Origin of the sequence: Celeribacter halophilus, from assembly GCF_900114135.1 — a bacterium.
Classification (GTDB): Bacteria; Pseudomonadota; Alphaproteobacteria; order Rhodobacterales; family Rhodobacteraceae; genus Celeribacter; species Celeribacter halophilus.
The window spans coordinates 1-15768 of record NZ_FORY01000035.1 but is presented as its reverse complement, the minus strand read 5'-3'; the positions used below and the strand labels follow the sequence as shown (position 1 = coordinate 15768).

The 15768-nt window shown below is 57.1% G+C and carries 14 protein-coding genes and 1 pseudogene; 8 read left to right on the top strand and 7 right to left on the bottom strand.

Annotated features, from left to right (window positions below; all coding sequences use genetic code 11):
• Both BM152_RS17925 and BM152_RS17920 read left to right on the top strand, forming a co-directional pair.
• The coding region (locus tag BM152_RS17925; protein WP_139222543.1) for an integrase core domain-containing protein at nucleotides 1–296 on the top strand (296 nt) is incomplete at its 5' end.
• Nucleotides 297–596: 300 nt separating this feature from the next.
• Complete coding sequence (locus tag BM152_RS17920) at nucleotides 597–1553, top strand: sugar-binding transcriptional regulator (protein WP_074914616.1); 957 nt, start codon at nucleotides 597–599, stop codon at nucleotides 1551–1553.
• A gap of 8 nt (nucleotides 1554–1561) precedes the next feature.
• On the opposite strand, the gene BM152_RS17915 is transcribed toward BM152_RS17920, so the two are convergent.
• The 3 genes from BM152_RS17915 to BM152_RS17905 are packed head-to-tail and all read right to left on the bottom strand — an operon-like array spanning nucleotide 1562 to nucleotide 5508.
• Nucleotides 1562–2827, bottom strand: coding sequence for a class II aldolase/adducin family protein (locus tag BM152_RS17915; protein WP_066604063.1), 1266 nt, complete (start codon nucleotides 2825–2827; stop codon nucleotides 1562–1564).
• 22 nt (nucleotides 2828–2849) lie between these two features.
• Nucleotides 2850–4418, bottom strand: a complete 1569-nt coding sequence (locus BM152_RS17910; protein WP_066604066.1) for an FGGY family carbohydrate kinase — start codon at nucleotides 4416–4418, stop codon at nucleotides 2850–2852.
• A 46-nt stretch (nucleotides 4419–4464) separates the two neighbouring features.
• A complete protein-coding gene (locus BM152_RS17905) occupies nucleotides 4465–5508 on the bottom strand; it encodes a 2-hydroxyacid dehydrogenase (protein WP_066604096.1) in 1044 nt (347 codons plus the stop codon).
• A 126-nt stretch (nucleotides 5509–5634) separates the two neighbouring features.
• Here BM152_RS17905 and BM152_RS17900 point away from each other — a divergent pair, with 126 nt between their 5' ends.
• The 4 genes from BM152_RS17900 (at nucleotide 5635) to BM152_RS17885 (ending at nucleotide 9915) form a co-directional block, all read left to right on the top strand.
• Nucleotides 5635–6984, top strand: a complete 1350-nt coding sequence (locus BM152_RS17900; RefSeq protein WP_066604069.1) for an ABC transporter substrate-binding protein — start codon at nucleotides 5635–5637, stop codon at nucleotides 6982–6984.
• 168 nt (nucleotides 6985–7152) lie between these two features.
• Nucleotides 7153–7998: a carbohydrate ABC transporter permease gene (locus tag BM152_RS17895; protein WP_197418781.1), complete on the top strand. Its 846-nt coding sequence runs from the start codon at nucleotides 7153–7155 to the stop codon at nucleotides 7996–7998.
• A complete protein-coding gene (locus BM152_RS17890) occupies nucleotides 7995–8825 on the top strand; it encodes a carbohydrate ABC transporter permease (RefSeq protein ID WP_066604076.1) in 831 nt (276 codons plus the stop codon). The genes BM152_RS17895 and BM152_RS17890 overlap by 4 nt, the downstream gene beginning before the upstream one ends.
• A 40-nt stretch (nucleotides 8826–8865) precedes the next feature.
• Entirely contained in the window at nucleotides 8866–9915 is a 1050-nt protein-coding gene (locus BM152_RS17885) for an ABC transporter ATP-binding protein (protein ID WP_066604079.1), read from the top strand.
• Between the two features lie 67 nt (nucleotides 9916–9982).
• Here the strand turns inward: BM152_RS17885 and BM152_RS17880 are convergent, their stop codons facing one another.
• The 4 genes from BM152_RS17880 to BM152_RS17865 form a co-directional block, all read right to left on the bottom strand.
• Nucleotides 9983–10471: a VOC family protein gene (locus BM152_RS17880; RefSeq protein ID WP_066604082.1), complete on the bottom strand. Its 489-nt coding sequence runs from the start codon at nucleotides 10469–10471 to the stop codon at nucleotides 9983–9985.
• 39 nt (nucleotides 10472–10510) lie between these two features.
• Nucleotides 10511–11491 (bottom strand): ABC transporter permease, encoded by a 981-nt coding sequence (locus BM152_RS17875; protein WP_066604085.1) that lies wholly within the window; start codon nucleotides 11489–11491, stop codon nucleotides 10511–10513.
• Complete coding sequence (locus tag BM152_RS17870) at nucleotides 11484–12980, bottom strand: sugar ABC transporter ATP-binding protein (protein ID WP_066604087.1); 1497 nt, start codon at nucleotides 12978–12980, stop codon at nucleotides 11484–11486. The genes BM152_RS17875 and BM152_RS17870 overlap by 8 nt, the downstream gene beginning before the upstream one ends.
• Before the next feature lie 80 nt (nucleotides 12981–13060).
• Nucleotides 13061–14041, bottom strand: a complete 981-nt coding sequence (locus tag BM152_RS17865; RefSeq protein ID WP_074914611.1) for a substrate-binding domain-containing protein — start codon at nucleotides 14039–14041, stop codon at nucleotides 13061–13063.
• Between the two features lie 328 nt (nucleotides 14042–14369).
• Here BM152_RS17865 and BM152_RS19580 point away from each other — a divergent pair.
• Both BM152_RS19580 and BM152_RS17850 read left to right on the top strand, forming a co-directional pair.
• A pseudogene (locus tag BM152_RS19580) lies at nucleotides 14370–15263 on the top strand (IS3 family transposase); the annotation flags it as partial.
• Between the two features lie 287 nt (nucleotides 15264–15550).
• The coding region (locus BM152_RS17850; protein WP_139222542.1) for an IS110 family transposase at nucleotides 15551–15768 on the top strand (218 nt) is incomplete at its 3' end.

Genomic DNA, 15768 nt, shown 5'->3' with positions numbered 1-15768 from the left:
CCTTCGCCTGGACCGACCGGCTCCGCCGATCCGGCGTGCGTATCTCAATGGATGGGAAGGGCCGCTACCTGGACAATATCTTCATTGAGAGGCTCTGGCGAACCCTGAAATACGAGTGTGTCTACCTGCATGCTTGGGAGACCGGATCAGAAGCGAAGGCAGGCATCCGGAAATGGATGACCTTTTACAACAACCAACGCCCACACTCAGCCCTTGGCGGCAGGCCGCCAGCCGTGGTCTATTGGCTGAGAAATGACAGAACACAACCCGATCAGCAGGAGCAGAGAGTAGCTTAATTTACGCCAGATCCTGTCCAACAAATGGGGAGTAGCTCAGGGCCTTCTTCACTCTGCTTGATGATGAACGCCTTCTGCGCGTCTGCAAACTTCGATGCTTTCATGCGTTTCGCTCCTATCCCAGCTCAGGAAAATCTAGCAGAGAACTCTAACCTAAAACGAGGACGTTTTTTGGAATCACATCAAACCTTTCACACCTCCCCTTACTCCGCACCTCATTGACAGCTATTGCGACGTCAGGCCACATGACTATCATACGACATACATAACAGTTTAATTAGGAACAAAGACGTACTGCGCATGGGCTCGAGCACAAAAGTACAAGATCAAATACGCGAAATTGCATGGATGCATTACGTGGGCGGCCTGACACAGGCACAAATCGCTACGCGCCGTGGTTTAAGCAAGATGAAAGTACACCGTTTTGTACAAACCGCACATGAACAGGGGCTAGTTAAGATTTTCGTTAACAATGTACCAACGAATTGCATAGAACTCGAAAGCCGTTTGCTTGAGCGATACGGTCTGTCGAGTTGTACCATCGTGCCCGATGTCAACGAGCTACAGACCATGGATGTTTCAATGCCCGCCGTCGCCAGCGCCGGGGCACGGTTCCTGCATGGTCGACTGGAAAACACGGATCAGATGATACTCGGCATCGGCTCCGGACGCACAATGTCCGCAATTGTAAAGGCCATGCCTACGATCAAGCGCAAAAAAGCGGAGTTCATTTCCGTCACCGGCGATTTTGCAGCCCTCAGCGACGCCAACCCCTTCGAAGTCATTCACGCCTTGATCGACAAAACCGAGGGCAAGGGCTACGCCTTCACCGCACCTCTGATCGTAGACAGTGCTGAAGACAGAGAACTGTTTTTGCGTCAGCGTAGCATCCGCGCCTCCTTCGAACGACTGCGCGACGCCTCGATGATCATGATTGGCGTCGGCCATGTCGGCCCTGGGTCGTTTTTCAGTTCTTTCGGCCTAATCACGGATGCCGAACAGGGCGATATGATCCGCCAAGGCGTGGCCGCCGACCTTGCGGGGAACCTGATCGACGACAGCGGCGCCTTCATTGACAGCGGCATCGCAAAACGCATGCTGGGGATGGAGCGTGACCTGATGCGTGACCGTGAAATTGTCGCCGTCTGCGCCGGAATCGAGAAATGGCAAGCGGCCCGTGCGGCGCTGCGCTCGGGCCTACTCAATGGCTTCATTTCATCGTATAGCGTGGCCCAGCGTATTCTGGACGCCGAGTAACGGCCTCTTTAGGCCTTGAGCTTGGCCTGTTCCAGTGACCAATATTCCATGTCGAACAAATCACGCTCGTTGAGCGGCGTGAAACGCCCGATCCCTTCAGCGGCCAAAACGATCCGCGCGGTTTGTTCGGCCAGATCGGCGGCCACACCGGCTTCTTTTGTCGTCCGCCCAATGCCGACAATCCCGAGCCCCCGGATCAGCGCCACACGCGGTAGCGGATCAAGCATGGTTTTGGGCTCTTCGGCAAAGGGGGCGTTACGATTGAAATAGGCCTCGTACCAAGCAGCGAAGTCTTTGATGGCCTCGCGCCATTCTGCCACGCCAAATACCGCCTCGCCGATGACCGGACGGGGTTTGATGCGAATGACGTGATCTGGCGTTGCGGTGCCACGTCCTGTGATCTCAGCCAATCCCTCCAACGCCAGAAAACGATCATTCGCATCGCTGATGCGTAGATCGAGTGCCAGGTTATCTGCAAAAAATTCCCATTCTTTCAAGGCAAGCCGCAACGCCGAAACCGAGTTGTGAGCCTCTGGATCCAGCGCTTTCGTTCCGACTTCTTCGGGCAACAAAGCCGCCCCTTTCGAAGCTAGATACTCTTCGCACATCGTCGTGTAACGCAGGATGCGTTCATAAGAGGTGCGGGCATCGTCCCCAAAAGAAAACAAGCCATGGTTCACCAGAAACTGCCCAGACGTGCCTTCCCCTTGCTCAGCAAAGATCTGATCTGCCGCGTGCGAGAGTTTGAAACCAGGCATTACATAGGGCACGATGCTAAGCTCATCACCGAAAATCTCGTGGGCACGCTCGGCGGCATCTGGTTGGTTAGCAATCGCCAATGCCGCACAGGAATGGGTGTGGTCAACGAATTTCGCTGGCAAAAACGCGTGCAGCAATGCCTCAACCGACGGGTTCGGACCGCTTTGATCCAACATCTCGCGGCGTAGGAAGGCCACCATTTCTTCGTCCGACATCGTTGAGGTCTTGCGCGCTTCCAGCAACGGACCGAGCCACATCGCGGGCAAGCCTGGCCCCTCGATGGTCGCCAAGTCCCAGCCGGAGCCCTTTACATGGATGACATCGTGCTCGACGCCGCTCTCGTCGCACCTCCGAGTTTTGACCGAGGTGTTGCCCCCGCCATGCAGCACCAGGTCTGGTTCCTGCCCGATCAGTTTCGACGTGTAGACCCGCATCGCGAGATCCTGTTCCGCCGGATCATCCCCCGCCGCCTTGCGCAACCGGTTCGCTTCTGCATCGTTCCAAAGAGACTTCATAATCAAATGTCCTTTTCCATAGTCACTGTTTCACACGCGCCCCCGCCGGGCGCCAGATCGGCTCTAGGCCGGTGGTCTCACCAAGATCACGCACACCACCGGTCACCTCAGACCAGCGCGCTTTCAGCGGCGCATAGAGCGCCATGTTATCCGGATCAGGCACCACGCGGCGTTCGATCGGGCTGGCCATCGCTGTCACCGCCTCGTCCATCGTCGCAAACAACCCTACGCCCACAGCCGCCAACATAGCGCAGCCTAGTGCGGTTGTTTCCTTGACCACCGGTATCTCGATCTCGCGGCCCGTCACATCCGCAATGATCTGCGGCCAAAGCGTGCCCCGGCTTGATCCTCCCGTGAATTGCAGGGTGTCGTAGCGATTTCCCGACAGGGCTTCGAGCGTTTCTAAGTGATGATTAGCAAGGAACGCCCCAGCCTCCATGACTGAGCGCGCCACCTGTCCAATTGCCAGTCCCGGCGTATTCATATCAAGTCCGAGAAAACTCAGTGGCGGTTGTCGCCATGCATCGGATTGCATCGGACAGGCCGTTGCTGCAACTGTCCCTCTGGACCCGACAGGTGTGTCCTGCGCCAACCTCTCAATCAGCTCGAAGGCATCAACCTCACTGCCGGATAGCTGTAGCAAGGGTTCGACAAACGCATCCCGAACCCAGCGCAAGGCAAGGCCACTCAGAAAACCGATCCCTTCGACCATCCATTCGTCTGGACGCACGTGGCACAGCGTACGCGGCCCGAACTCCGGATCGACCAGCGGTTGATCCGACAGGATCGTCATCTGCCAGAAGCTTCCACCCACCAGTGTCGCCTGTCCGACCCGACGGCCCAGCCCCAGAAGCGCAAGCTGCGTGTCACCGCCGCCCGCGATCACCGGCGTACTGGGGGCCAGACCACAGCGCGCAGCGGCCTCTGCGGTGACTTCACCAATCTTGGTCCCAGCTTCGACCACCGGCGGCACGATCTCTGGCGACAGCCCGATCAATTCGAGCAACTCTTCGGACCAACCGCGCTGCGAGAGATCGAAGAGCGCACTCGACGATCCCGCCGTGGGTTCGGTCACATAGGCACCTGTTAGCCGAGTCGCCATCCAATCGGAAATCATCCCAAGGCGATGCACACGCGCGAATACATCGGGCCGATTGTCACGCAGCCAATGCAGGCGCGCGGGCGCCGTGATCGACACCCAATCGCCACCCCGACGATAAATCTCATCCGAGATGCCCGCCTCGGTCAGCGCCTCGGCCTGAACCTGCGCGCGTCCATCGACATTCGGACAGGCCCAAAGCACCTCACCCGCATCGTCATAAAGCACGATCCCTTCACGCATTGAGGTCGTCGACACGGCGGCGATCTCCTCGGCGGAGATCTCAGCGGCGGCAATCGCCCGAGCGATCACCCGATCAATCAGCGCGCCATTTGGCCCGGTCGTGAAATCCAAACCGCCAGGGACACCTTCCACCGCCGGATGCACCCATTCCTCCTGGGCGCTTCCGACAATCTCACCTCGCGTATTGTAAATAATCGCGCGCCCGCTGCCGGTGCCGGCATCGACCGCCATCACATAGGCTGTCTTCATAATTTCCTCCCGGACGGTGCCTCCCCGCACCGCCTCGCAATCTGCCTCAATTACATGGATTTCTGAGATTTTCCCCTTTTATGAAGCGCGCCAGATCTTCTGCGATCTGTTCGGCAGCGAATGTCGCCACACGGCGCGATGCACCAGCAATATGAGGGGTCAGGGTGACATTGGGCAAGCGCAACAATTCATCGTCGTTCTTAGGCGGCTCCACCTCGAAGGTATCAAGCGCCGCACCCCCGAGATGGCCATTAAGTAAAGCCTCACATAGCGCTGGCTGATCAACCAGTTCGCCCCGCGCCGAATTCACCAGAACCGCACCCCTTTTCATCTTAGCAATCCGCTCCGACGAAATAATCCCAGTGGTTTCCGGCGTTACCCGCGCATGCAGGCTCAGGATATCTGATTGTGCAATCAAGTCGTCAATTTCGACTTGCTCGACCCCGTCAATGGCATCCTGAACGGTTAGTTTTGCATAAGGATCGCAAATCAAAATCCGGCAACCAAACGGCTTAAGCAGGCGCACCACCCGTTGTCCAATATGACTGTAACCCAGCAACCCGACGGTCAGATCCGACAATTCATCGCCCGTGCGATCATAGCGATAGAGATCGCCGCGCCAGATGCCTTGTGATAGCCCGGCATGACCTACAGTAATGCGGCGCACATTCGCGAGGATCGCGCCGACAGTGAATTCCGCCACGGCAGAGGCATTGCGCCCCGGAACATTGCACACGGTCACATTACGGGCGCGGGCCGCCTCCATGTTGATATTGGTAGGACCACCCCGCGAGACTCCGATAAATTTGAGGAGCGGCGCCTTTTCCAAAATCTCTGCGGTCACTGGTGCCAAATGAGTCACCAGCACCTCAGCCTCCGCAAGCATGGCTTCGATGTCTTTGGGGTTACCGCTGTATTCTTTGATTTCCGTCCCCGCCGGTCCGTCATGCGCGAAGAATGGCACCTCGGGCCATTGCAAGTCGCGCGTGACTACCTCGCATTCCGCTTCAATCGCATCACGCACCGCAGTCTCAAAAACCGCCGAGGTGATGAATTGATCACCGATGGCAGCAATCTTGAGTTTTCCCATGTCGTCCTCCCATTCCATGTCTCTTGTGTGTTATAAATAACTTGACTGATATTTATTTCATGTCAAGGTTATTTGTACGGCTGCCGACCTGGGAGGAAACAGGACACAGCCCAAAGGGAGGAAAATATGAACACGAAAACGCAGACAAAGATTCAAACCAAACAACAAAGCACGGCAAGCGCACTGTCGCGCCGTCAAGTTTTAGGCGGCGGCATGGGAGTGGCGGTCGGCGCTGCTTTAGGCAGCGGCGTGCTATCAGCCCGCGCCTATGCACAAGCGGGCGAGACTATCACCGTCCTAATGTCCCAACCTCAGGTGGGTGGTGCGCGTATCGTCGCCAAGGCTTTCGAGGCCGAGACCGGCGTGAACGTGGAGATCGTGCCCGTCCCTCTCGACCAGATTCAGCAGCAACTCACCCTCGACCTGCAATCTGGCGCAAAGCGATTCGACGCCTTCGATTATTGGTACATTTCGAAAGGTTCGCTGGTTGAAACCGGTGTTCTTGAGGACATCACCGACCGGATCGAGGCCGACAAAGATGAGATAATGCCGGAGGACTTCATCGCGACCGTCTACGATCCCTACAGCCTCTACAAGGATCGCCGCTACGCTCTACCCTTTGATGGCGACACACATGCGCTGTTCTACAATACCGAAATTTTCGAGCGAAACGGCCTGGCTCCCCCGAAAACATGGGATGAGGTCATCACCACCTCCGAGGCCATCACAAAGGCCGAAAGCGCCAATGGCATCTATGGCATGGCCTTGATGGGCATTCGCGCCCCGCTTCAGAACATTTCTGTCTTTGCCAACCGCCTTGCCAACTATGGCGGCGAGTTTCTCGATGCGGATGGGCGTCCGGCGCTCGACAGCGACGCCGCGCTTATGGCGGCCCAGAACCTCGTCGCGACGGTGCCTTCGGCTCTGCCGACACCGGCGGAAACCGGCTTTGATCAGGCACTCACCGCCTTTGTCGGCGGACGCGCCGCGATGACCGAAGGCTGGATCGACCTCGGTGCCTATTCCGAAGACAATGAGACCTCGAAGATCGCCGGAAAATGGGATGTAGTGCAATTGCCTGTCGGCGGCAGCCAGACCGAAAGCCGCGCGCCGCTCAACGCGGGATGGGCGCTTGGCATCGCGGCTTATGGCAACAAGAAAGACCTAGCTTGGGAGTTCATCAAGCTAGCGTCTTCGGCGAAGATGCATCTCGACTTGCTGACCACGACCGGCTCGGGCATCGATCCGACCCGCATCTCCGCACTGACCAGCCCAGATTATGAAGCCTTCAACGCCCGCAGCCAACGCGCCGCAAGTGCATCACTCAATGGAGCGATGGCTTGGCCTACAGGCCCGCAAGCCCCCCGAATGCTCGAGAGCCTATCGGAACAACTCGCCATCATGATCTCTGGGGAAAGTACACCTGAAGAAGCGATGGAACTGGCACAGAGAAGCTGGGAGCGGCTGCTCCGCTAAACCCCGTCAGACACGGACTGCCCTTGGACGCGAATCCCAGATGCCGCGTCCAAGGGGGTGCAATTTCATGAATGACAACACAGAGGAGGCACCACGATGGCGAAGCCACCGATAGCTTCTTTCGGATCAAATCGTAGTGTAAACCAGCGCAGGAGTGCGGAATGGAGCATGACCCTGCCCTTGATAGTCGGGCTTGCGATTTTCGCGGGTTACCCTTTGGTTTACCTCGTGCTTCTGGCCTTTACCCGCTCCGATCTCGGCCAACAGTTTCAGGGCTTTGTCGGCTTCGAAAATTTTGACTGGGCGCTCAGTGGCACGAATTTTTCAGGCTCAGTGGGTCATGCCATCCTATTCGCGCTCATCGTGTCCTTGGCTCAATTGGCACTGGGGCTCTACCTTGCAGTGATCCTAAGCAAGATCGTGCGTGGTGGGCGGTGGCTTCGGACCATCGTGCTTCTGCCACTGATGACACCGCCTGTGATGGTAGGGATCGCCTGGAAGCTGATCCTCAACCCCTCTGGAGGCTGGCTCAACGGCATCTTGCTGCGCACTGGTTTGATTGACAACCCGATTTCATTTTTCGGCAATCATGCGCTTGCTTTTCCGGCAATCATGCTAGCGGACACATGGCAATGGACGCCTCTGATCGTGATCCTGTGCTTTGCGATCCTGCAAGGTGTGCCGCATGACGTCGAAGAGGCCGCCGCACTCGATGGTGCCTATCCGAAGCGGATTTTCTGGACCGTCACCTTGCCGATGATCGCGCCCGCGCTGCTGTCCGTCTACCTGCTTCGGGTGATCATGGCGCTCAAGACCTTTGACCTGGTCTATACACTCACCTTCGGCGGCCCCGGCAATGCCACCAACATCGCCACGTTCGAGATCTGGAAAACCGCGCTGCGGGAATTCGACGTCGGCCTCGCCGCGGCCCAGACGCTGATGTTCGCTATCACTGTCTCTGTCGTCACCCTGCCCATCGTTTTGCTGCACAATCATCTGGAGAAACGTCGATGACCGTCTCTGCTCAGGACACCCGCACGGATCGCCTGATCCGGTTTGTTTTTCTGGCCGCGATGCTGATCTTTTTTGCGCTGCCCATCATCTACCTGTTCTCGACCTCGTTCAAAACGCCCGACGATGTGCTGCAAGGTCGGCTGTTGCCAGAGGCCGCGACGCTCAAGAATTACCCCAATGCATTTGCGCATGTCCCCGTGCTCCGCATGATCTGGAATTCAATTGCCGTGGCGCTTTTGAGCGGCGTCATCACACTGGTGATCGCCGTACCTGCAACTTATGCCACGATCAAACTCAGCGCCTTTCGCAAAACCGTGCCCAACATCACACTGGCGTCATATGCCGCTCCGCCGATCATCGCGCTGATCCCACTGTTCTACCTGTTGCAAACTGCCAATCTGATGGACAGCGTTCTGGGCCTCGCACTCGTACACGGGCTGATGAACCTGCCTGTAGCCTTCTGGCTGCTCAAGAGTTTTGTAAACGACATCCCGGCAGAGATCGACGAAGCCGCCTGGATAGATGGCGCGGGCTATTGGCACACACTCTTCGCGGTGATCCTGCCGCTGATTTTTCCCGGCATTCTGGCTACGGCGTTGATCTGTATCATCCTGTCATACAACGAGTTTCTCTTTGCCTCCGCCCTGACGTTCAGCGAAGCGAGCCGCACGATCACAGTCGGCATGTCGCTCTTTCAGGGCGAGCGGTTGGTAAATTTCGGACAGATGGCGGCGGCCTCCTTCACCGGTATGGTGCCGATCTATCTAATCGCATTCCTGTTTCAGAAACATCTCGTCGGCGGCCTGACACAGGGCAGCATCAAATAACGCGCGCCCTGCGGCGCCACCATGCTTGGGAGGAAAACCCATGGTCTCAATCAACATCCAGAACCTAGAAAAACACTATGGCAAGGTTAAGGCACTTCACGGGCTGAACCTTGAGATCGCCGACGGGGAATTCATCGTGCTCGTCGGCCCCTCGGGCTGTGGTAAATCGACACTGCTGCGCTGTGTGGCTGGACTAAACCCGATCTCCGGCGGCGACATTTTGTTTAACGGCACACCCGTCGGACATTTGCCTCCGCAGGATCGCGATCTGTCGATGGTATTCCAAAACTATGCACTCTACCCGCATCTGACTGTTGCGCAAAATCTCGCCTTCGGCCTCAAGGTGCGCAAGACCCCCGCAGAGGAGATCGAAAAGCGGGTGAAATGGGCTGCCGACATTCTGGCGATCACCCCCTATCTCGACCGCCGCCCCCGCGCCTTGTCAGGGGGGCAACGTCAACGGGTGGCCATGGGCCGCGCCATGGTCAAACATTCCAACGCCTTCCTGTTCGACGAACCGCTGTCGAACCTCGACGCCCAACTCCGCGTCCAGATGCGCAAGGAAATCCGCGCCCTGCAACAGCGGATCGGCGTGACCTCGATCTATGTGACGCACGACCAGGTCGAGGCAATGACCATGGGGGACCGTATCGTGGTAATGAAGGACGGGCGGATCGAACAGGTCGGCAGCCCGTCCGAACTTTACACCGCGCCGAGAACCCGCTTTGTCGCGGGGTTCATCGGCTCGCCGCAGATGAGCTTTGTTACCGCACAGGCCGACGGGCATCAGATGACACTGAGCGACGGCACGGTTCTGACCAGCGCCACCGCCGCGACAGGCGCGGTCACACTCGGCATCCGGCCCGAACATTTCCTCGACCACACCTCCGAAGCCAACCGACTGACGCTCGATGTCACCAATCAACAGGTCGTTGGCACCTCGACGAGCTATTTCGCCAATCTTGGTGGAGGTGAGATCGAGGTGATCCGGCAAGGCAGCGACACAGAGCGCCCCGCGACCCTCGCGCTTGGCATTCGGCCCGAACACATCATGGTCTTTGACAAGGACAATAAGCGCATCGCGGCCTAAAGCGCCACAAAGCGAGACATAAAAAAAGCCCCCGCATCGCGGGGGCTTTTCCTTCGGACCGGGTCGTTCACTCAGGGTATGTGCGAATCGGTTTCAGGTCGATGGCGTGGCCAGTGCCGGATTCTAGTATCACTTTCAGTTGTGGCTCGCTGTCGAGGTAATAGAACTCGATGGTCTCGCCGATGCGCCCGCCCATGAGCATCTTTGCGCCCGCCGCATCCATGTCCTTCTTGAACTGATCAGCCGCATCCTGACCGTGTTTCATCACGGCAACGTGGTGCAGACCCTCGCCATGTTCTTCGAGCCATTCCTTGTAGATCGAGTCGCCCTCAAGCGGCTGGATCAGCTCGTAACACATGTCGCCCACCATTACTTCGGCGCAGAGCATCGAATAGGTAGCAGGCTTGCCGTGCAGATGGGTGTCATGCAACACGGGAGCAGTATGTTCGTAAACATTCCACGGCCCCCAGCCCAGAAGCTGGTGATACATTTTCATCGTCGCATCCAGATCGCGCACGACAACACCGATCTGGGTGATTTTAGTTTCCTCGGACATTCCTATCTCCTCCTTTGGAATGAAACTGCGGGCGGGGAATCAGCCCCGGCCCATTTTGCGTGTGATGGCATCGAGAGCGACAGCGATCACCACGATCGCGCCCGTGACCACCTGTTGCAGGTAGACATCGACACCGCCCAGCACGATCACATTGCCGATCACAGCAATAATGGCCGCGCCCAAAAGCGCTCCCCAAATCGTGCCTATACCGCCAGTGGTAGCGATCCCACCAATGACCGGTGCAGCAATTGAGGGCAAAAGCCAGGATTGGCCCATAGAGGCTTGCGCCGACACGAGACGGAAACATAAAAGCATTCCGGCCAGCCCAGCCAGCGCCCCCGCGATAGCATAGGCAACAATACGAACACGTTGTTCGTGGATACCAATGATCTTGGCGGCCTCGCGGCTGTTGCCGACCGCGTAAAGACGCCGTCCGTAGACCGTTTTTGTGGTCAGGAACAGGATCATCAAAAATGCGCCGGCCATTATGTAGACCGGTACGGGAACTCCCATCAGTTTCCCGCCTCCGAGAACAGTGACCTCCTTCGGCAGCCCCACGATGGTGCGCCCCTTGGTGATCCAGAGGTTCAGTCCCGAATAAACGCTCAGCATCCCGATGGTCACCACCAGAGAGTTTAGATTAAACATAGTGATGATCGTGCCATTAATGGCACCGGCGATGGCCCCCACCGCCAGGCCAGCCGAAATAGCGAGCGCCGGATCGAGATGAGCATCGACCAGAAGCTTGGTGCAGACGATGCCGCACAACCCCGCGATTGCGCCAATGGAGACGTCGATGTCCCCGAGCAAAAGCAGCATGCCCTGCGCGATGGCCACGATTCCGATAAAGGCAAGATCGCGGGAAATGATCGTCATGTTGTAGCTCGTCAGGAACTGCGGCGCGACCAGGGACGCGACCACACAGATCACCACAAAAGCGATCAAAACCCCAACGATCTGGCCGCCGCCTTTCAGATTAAAACCTCGTCTCTGCGTCATGTTCACCAGCCCGTCAGACATGGGCATCCTCCCTGTTTGCGGCCGTCGCATCAGAGGCGCCGCCCGTGTTGATAATCGAGGACAGCAAGCGTTCTTCGCTCAACTCCTCCGCCACAATCTCTGCATTGATCCGCCCGTCATAGAGGCTCAGAACCCGGTTGCTGCATTTCAAAAGTTCTTCGATTTCCGAGGAGATCAGCACCACGGCGATTTTTTTGTCCTCGGCGACCTGTTGCATCAAACGATAAATTTCATCCTTGGCGTTGACATCAATGCCGCGCGTCGGTTCGTCAAAAACCATCACCCGTGGATTGGCCATAAGACCGCGCCCGATCAGCACCTTTTGCTGATTGCCGCCACTGAGGTTCATGATCTTTGTCTCGGACCAGGCGGTCTTGACCCGATAGTCTCCGATGATCCTTGCGGTGGCTTCTGCCTCGCGTTCGCTTGAGACCACCCCCAGCCGCGCCACATCGCGCAACAGCCCTACACCGACGTTCTTACGCACCGACATATGCGGAAAAATTCCGTGCGCCTTGCGTTCCTCAGAGAGATACATCACCCCCTTGGAAATCGCGCGGGCCGGTTTGTTGAACACCCATGGCTCACCGTCGAACCACGCCTGCCCCGCCGTCGGATTGCGCATCCCAAACAGGGTTTGCAGCACTTCGGAACGCCCAGCGCCCACCAGCCCGGCAAAGCCCAGGACCTCACCTGCGTGAAGTTCGAAAGAAATCTCTTCGAAGCCCTCGCCAGACAGCCCCTCGACCCGGAACACAGTTTCGCCACGCGAGGTGCGCGGGCGGTAAAGCGTGCTCAGGTCCATCTCCTTACCGGTCATCTTGGAGACGATCCAGGCCTCTGAGACTTCCTTGCCATCGGAATTGCCAACCACACAGCCGTTGCGTAACACAGAGACCACGGAATGCAGCCGCATCACCTCGTCGAGCCGATGGGTGATGAACACAATCGCCGTGCCGCGCGCCTGCAATTCTTCGACAATCGCAAAGAGCCGTTCGATTTCCGTCGCCGTCAACGAGGCGGTCGGCTCATCGAGGATAAGAATATCGGATCGGCGGCTCGCCAGCGCGCGGGCGATTTGCAAAAGCTGCTTTTCAGCCACCGAAATGTCCCGCACCAGATCCTGCGGCGCACTGGTCATTTTCAAATCATCGAGAAAAGGCTGCGCCGCCTCTTCAAGCTCCTTGCGCCGGAACAGCACGCCATTTTCCAGCGGCAGGAACATGTTTTCCGCGACCGTCATATGGTCGAAGAGGTTCAACTCCTGAGGCACATAGCCGATCGCCGGAGGTGTCTCGCCATCGTAGTGCAAATCGCCCTCATCGGGACGATAGATGCCGGTCAGCACCTTGACCAGCGTACTTTTCCCCGCGCCGTTCTCGCCAACGATGCAATGCACTTCGCCACGTTCGAACCGCAAATCCACCGCATCCAGCGCGATCACACCGGGAAAATGCTTGGTGATGCCACGGGCTTCCAATAGACTCATATCGATCTCCCTTAAGATTGGCCTGAGAATGAGACCGGGGGCATCACAGATGCGCCCGGTCGATCTGCTGAAACCGGATCTTAGAAGCCGTCGATATTGCCGTTGGCCACCATGTCAGGCGTCATGTAACCGATACCCGTGTCGATCCAGGACGGCGTCTCCACGCCCATGTTCTGAAGCATCAGCGCCACTGTGGACCATTCGCCAATCATGCGCGGACGAGTGGCAATCGAGAGATCTAGCACCCCGTCGCGCATCAGTTCCTGAAGCTGCGGCACATCATCGACACCGACGAATTGCACCTCGCCGACACGCCCAGCTTCGCGCAGCGCAAGTCCTACACCAACGGGACCCGCAGCATCCACCACAGCGATAGCATTTAGATCGGCATTAGCCGCCAACATGCGCGAAGCTTCAGTCTGGGCTTTTTGCACATCGTCATAATCGAACCCTTCATCAACAATTTCGACATCCGGGTATTGTGCGAACAGATCTGTCAGCGCCTCGTACCGATCCGCATGGGCGGAATTTGTCGGCACGCCGTGCAAGATTGCAATCTTGCCCTTGTTGCCGATGCGCTTCAAAAGCTCCTCACCCAAAATCCGCCCCTGATCGTAGAAATCATTAGAGATATAGGTGAATTGCGAACCCTGCGGTGCCGTCGACACGAAGAGTACAACCGGAATGCCACGCTCCCGCGCCTCATTAAGGATCGGCATGCTTGCGTTCACATCAATAGCGTCGATGGCGATACCGTCGGGTTTCGTCGCGATGGCGCGCTCCAAAAGTGTATTTTGTTCGACTAGATCGGCCTGCGCCGGGGCTTGGTAATCGATGGTGATCTTGGTCCCAAGCTGGGCGCTCAACTGTTCCGCCGAGTCCGCCGCCGCGTCGTGAACGATGTCGAACCACGCCTGCGCCAGAATCGGGATCATCACAAAGCGATATTCGTCCTTGATCTCAGGAACGGCGTCTTGAGCCGACACGTTTGATGCGCCCAACGTTGTGCCAAACACAATACCAAAGGCTGCGGCCGAAAGACCGCGCATAAGCTTTCTCATAGTTTCCTCCCATTGCGAGCATGCCTCCACGCATACTCAGTTTCAGGCCCCTCTCCTCCAGAGAAACCAACTCCAAACCCGCGCCGGATATGCGCGCCTCTCGCTGAGGTTCCTCTCCCCTGCACGAGACCTTGGATGTTATTTATTTCATAACTGTTATTTATATAACGCCAGCTGTCAAGGAACATTCTGTCGATCACAACCGACAGCCCTACCGCATCAGGTTTTCAAGACCGCCCTTTTTCTCCCGACAAAGACGTATAAACTGAGGTGCCCCTAGATCTGTAGACGCATTGCTTGGTAATTTTGGAACCAAGGAGAGACGGATATGAACAAAGGAATACGGTTTACAGACGAGTTCAAACAGGACGCTGTGGCGCTGGTTGTTGAGCGTGGATATGCGGTCAGCGAAGTCGCCGAGCGGCTGGGGATAAGCACCGAGTCGCTGTACACTTGGAAGGCGCAATTTGCGAAGTCGCCACGTGTCAGATCGGAGGTCGCGGAGCAAGCTGCTGAGATCAGACGGTTGAAGCGAGAGCTGGCCCGTGTCACCGAGGAACGCACAATCCTAAAAAAGGGTGAGACCATTTTCCGCCATTGGTCAGAGGACAATGGTCGAACGCGTACTTCGCGCGAGAGTCTCAGTGAAGTACGCGTTTATTGAGGCTCATCGTGCGGAGTTTTCGGTGCGGTCGATGTGTCGTGTGCTGGCTGTGCATTTCAGCGGGTTCTATGCATGGCTTAAAGAACCGTTAGCGTACGCGCGCGTGAAGATGCGCGGCAGACAGAGCTAATCCACCAAGCATGGACAGATAGCGGGAAGGTCTATGGCTATCGGAAGCTGGCCGATGATCTACGTGATGCTGGCGAGACCTGCTTCGAGAACCGTGTGGCACGATTGGCTAACCTTGCGGGCATCACAGCACAGATCGGATACAAGCGTCGGCCTGGTCGCTATGGCGGCAAACCTGCTGTTGTCGCTGACAACACACTGGACAGACAGTTTGAGGTTGCGGCACCTGACGCGGTTTGGGTGACCGACATTACCTACATCAGAACCCATGAAGGCTGGTCATATCTCGCTGTGGTCATCGATCTGTTTTCACGACGTGTCGTTGGTTGGTCGATGCAATCTCGCATGACAACTGACCTGGCCTTGCAAGCCTTGTTGGCTGCTGTTTGGCGGCGCAAACCAAAGCAAAAAGTCATGATCCATTCAGACAGTCATATGATAGGAACCAGTTCTCGGATGGTTTGACTCAAACAGTGATCGACCGTTCGATGGAGTGGTGCCGCATGGCTTTCCGGCTTGGTTTGACCCTCACTCCGACCGACCTGACACGTGTCTTTCCCTGGACCTGTCGATCATCCGGGAACGCCTTGCGGCGAGCTTGTCTCAGAGATGCTGCCGTGACCCGAGAAGGGCCTGACCATCCGGTCTCATGACTGTCCTGTCCCTGCATTCTTCGAGGCGAGGCTCGTTAACTTGCCGCAGGAAAGGATCGTCAAATGGCTAAAAAACCAGACACAGCTCACGTCGTCGGAGGCGTCGACACCCACAAGGATTTACATGTTGCTGCCGTCGTCGATCAATACGACCGTGTGCTCGGCACCGAAAGCTTCGCAACCACACGGCATGGACATCGCATGATGTTGGAGTGGATGCGCTCATTCGGTGATCTGCAACGCGTCGGCATCGAATGTTCTGGCAGTTATGGTGCAGGGTT

Excerpts from the sequence above, each read along its gene's own strand:
- BM152_RS17920 (WP_074914616.1), top strand. The coding sequence starts at position 597 with ATGGGCTCGAGCACAAAAGTACAAGATCAAATACGCGAAATTGCATGG.
- BM152_RS17915 (WP_066604063.1), bottom strand. The coding sequence starts at position 2,827 with ATGAAGTCTCTTTGGAACGATGCAGAAGCGAACCGGTTGCGCAAGGCG.
- BM152_RS17910 (WP_066604066.1), bottom strand. The coding sequence starts at position 4,418 with ATGAAGACAGCCTATGTGATGGCGGTCGATGCCGGCACCGGCAGCGGG.
- BM152_RS17905 (WP_066604096.1), bottom strand. The coding sequence starts at position 5,508 with ATGGGAAAACTCAAGATTGCTGCCATCGGTGATCAATTCATCACCTCG.
- BM152_RS17900 (WP_066604069.1), top strand. The coding sequence starts at position 5,635 with ATGAACACGAAAACGCAGACAAAGATTCAAACCAAACAACAAAGCACG.
- BM152_RS17895 (WP_197418781.1), top strand. The coding sequence starts at position 7,153 with ATGACCCTGCCCTTGATAGTCGGGCTTGCGATTTTCGCGGGTTACCCT.
- BM152_RS17890 (WP_066604076.1), top strand. The coding sequence starts at position 7,995 with ATGACCGTCTCTGCTCAGGACACCCGCACGGATCGCCTGATCCGGTTT.
- BM152_RS17885 (WP_066604079.1), top strand. The coding sequence starts at position 8,866 with ATGGTCTCAATCAACATCCAGAACCTAGAAAAACACTATGGCAAGGTT.
- BM152_RS17880 (WP_066604082.1), bottom strand. The coding sequence starts at position 10,471 with ATGTCCGAGGAAACTAAAATCACCCAGATCGGTGTTGTCGTGCGCGAT.
- BM152_RS17875 (WP_066604085.1), bottom strand. The coding sequence starts at position 11,491 with ATGTCTGACGGGCTGGTGAACATGACGCAGAGACGAGGTTTTAATCTG.
- BM152_RS17870 (WP_066604087.1), bottom strand. The coding sequence starts at position 12,980 with ATGAGTCTATTGGAAGCCCGTGGCATCACCAAGCATTTTCCCGGTGTG.
- BM152_RS17865 (WP_074914611.1), bottom strand. The coding sequence starts at position 14,041 with ATGAGAAAGCTTATGCGCGGTCTTTCGGCCGCAGCCTTTGGTATTGTG.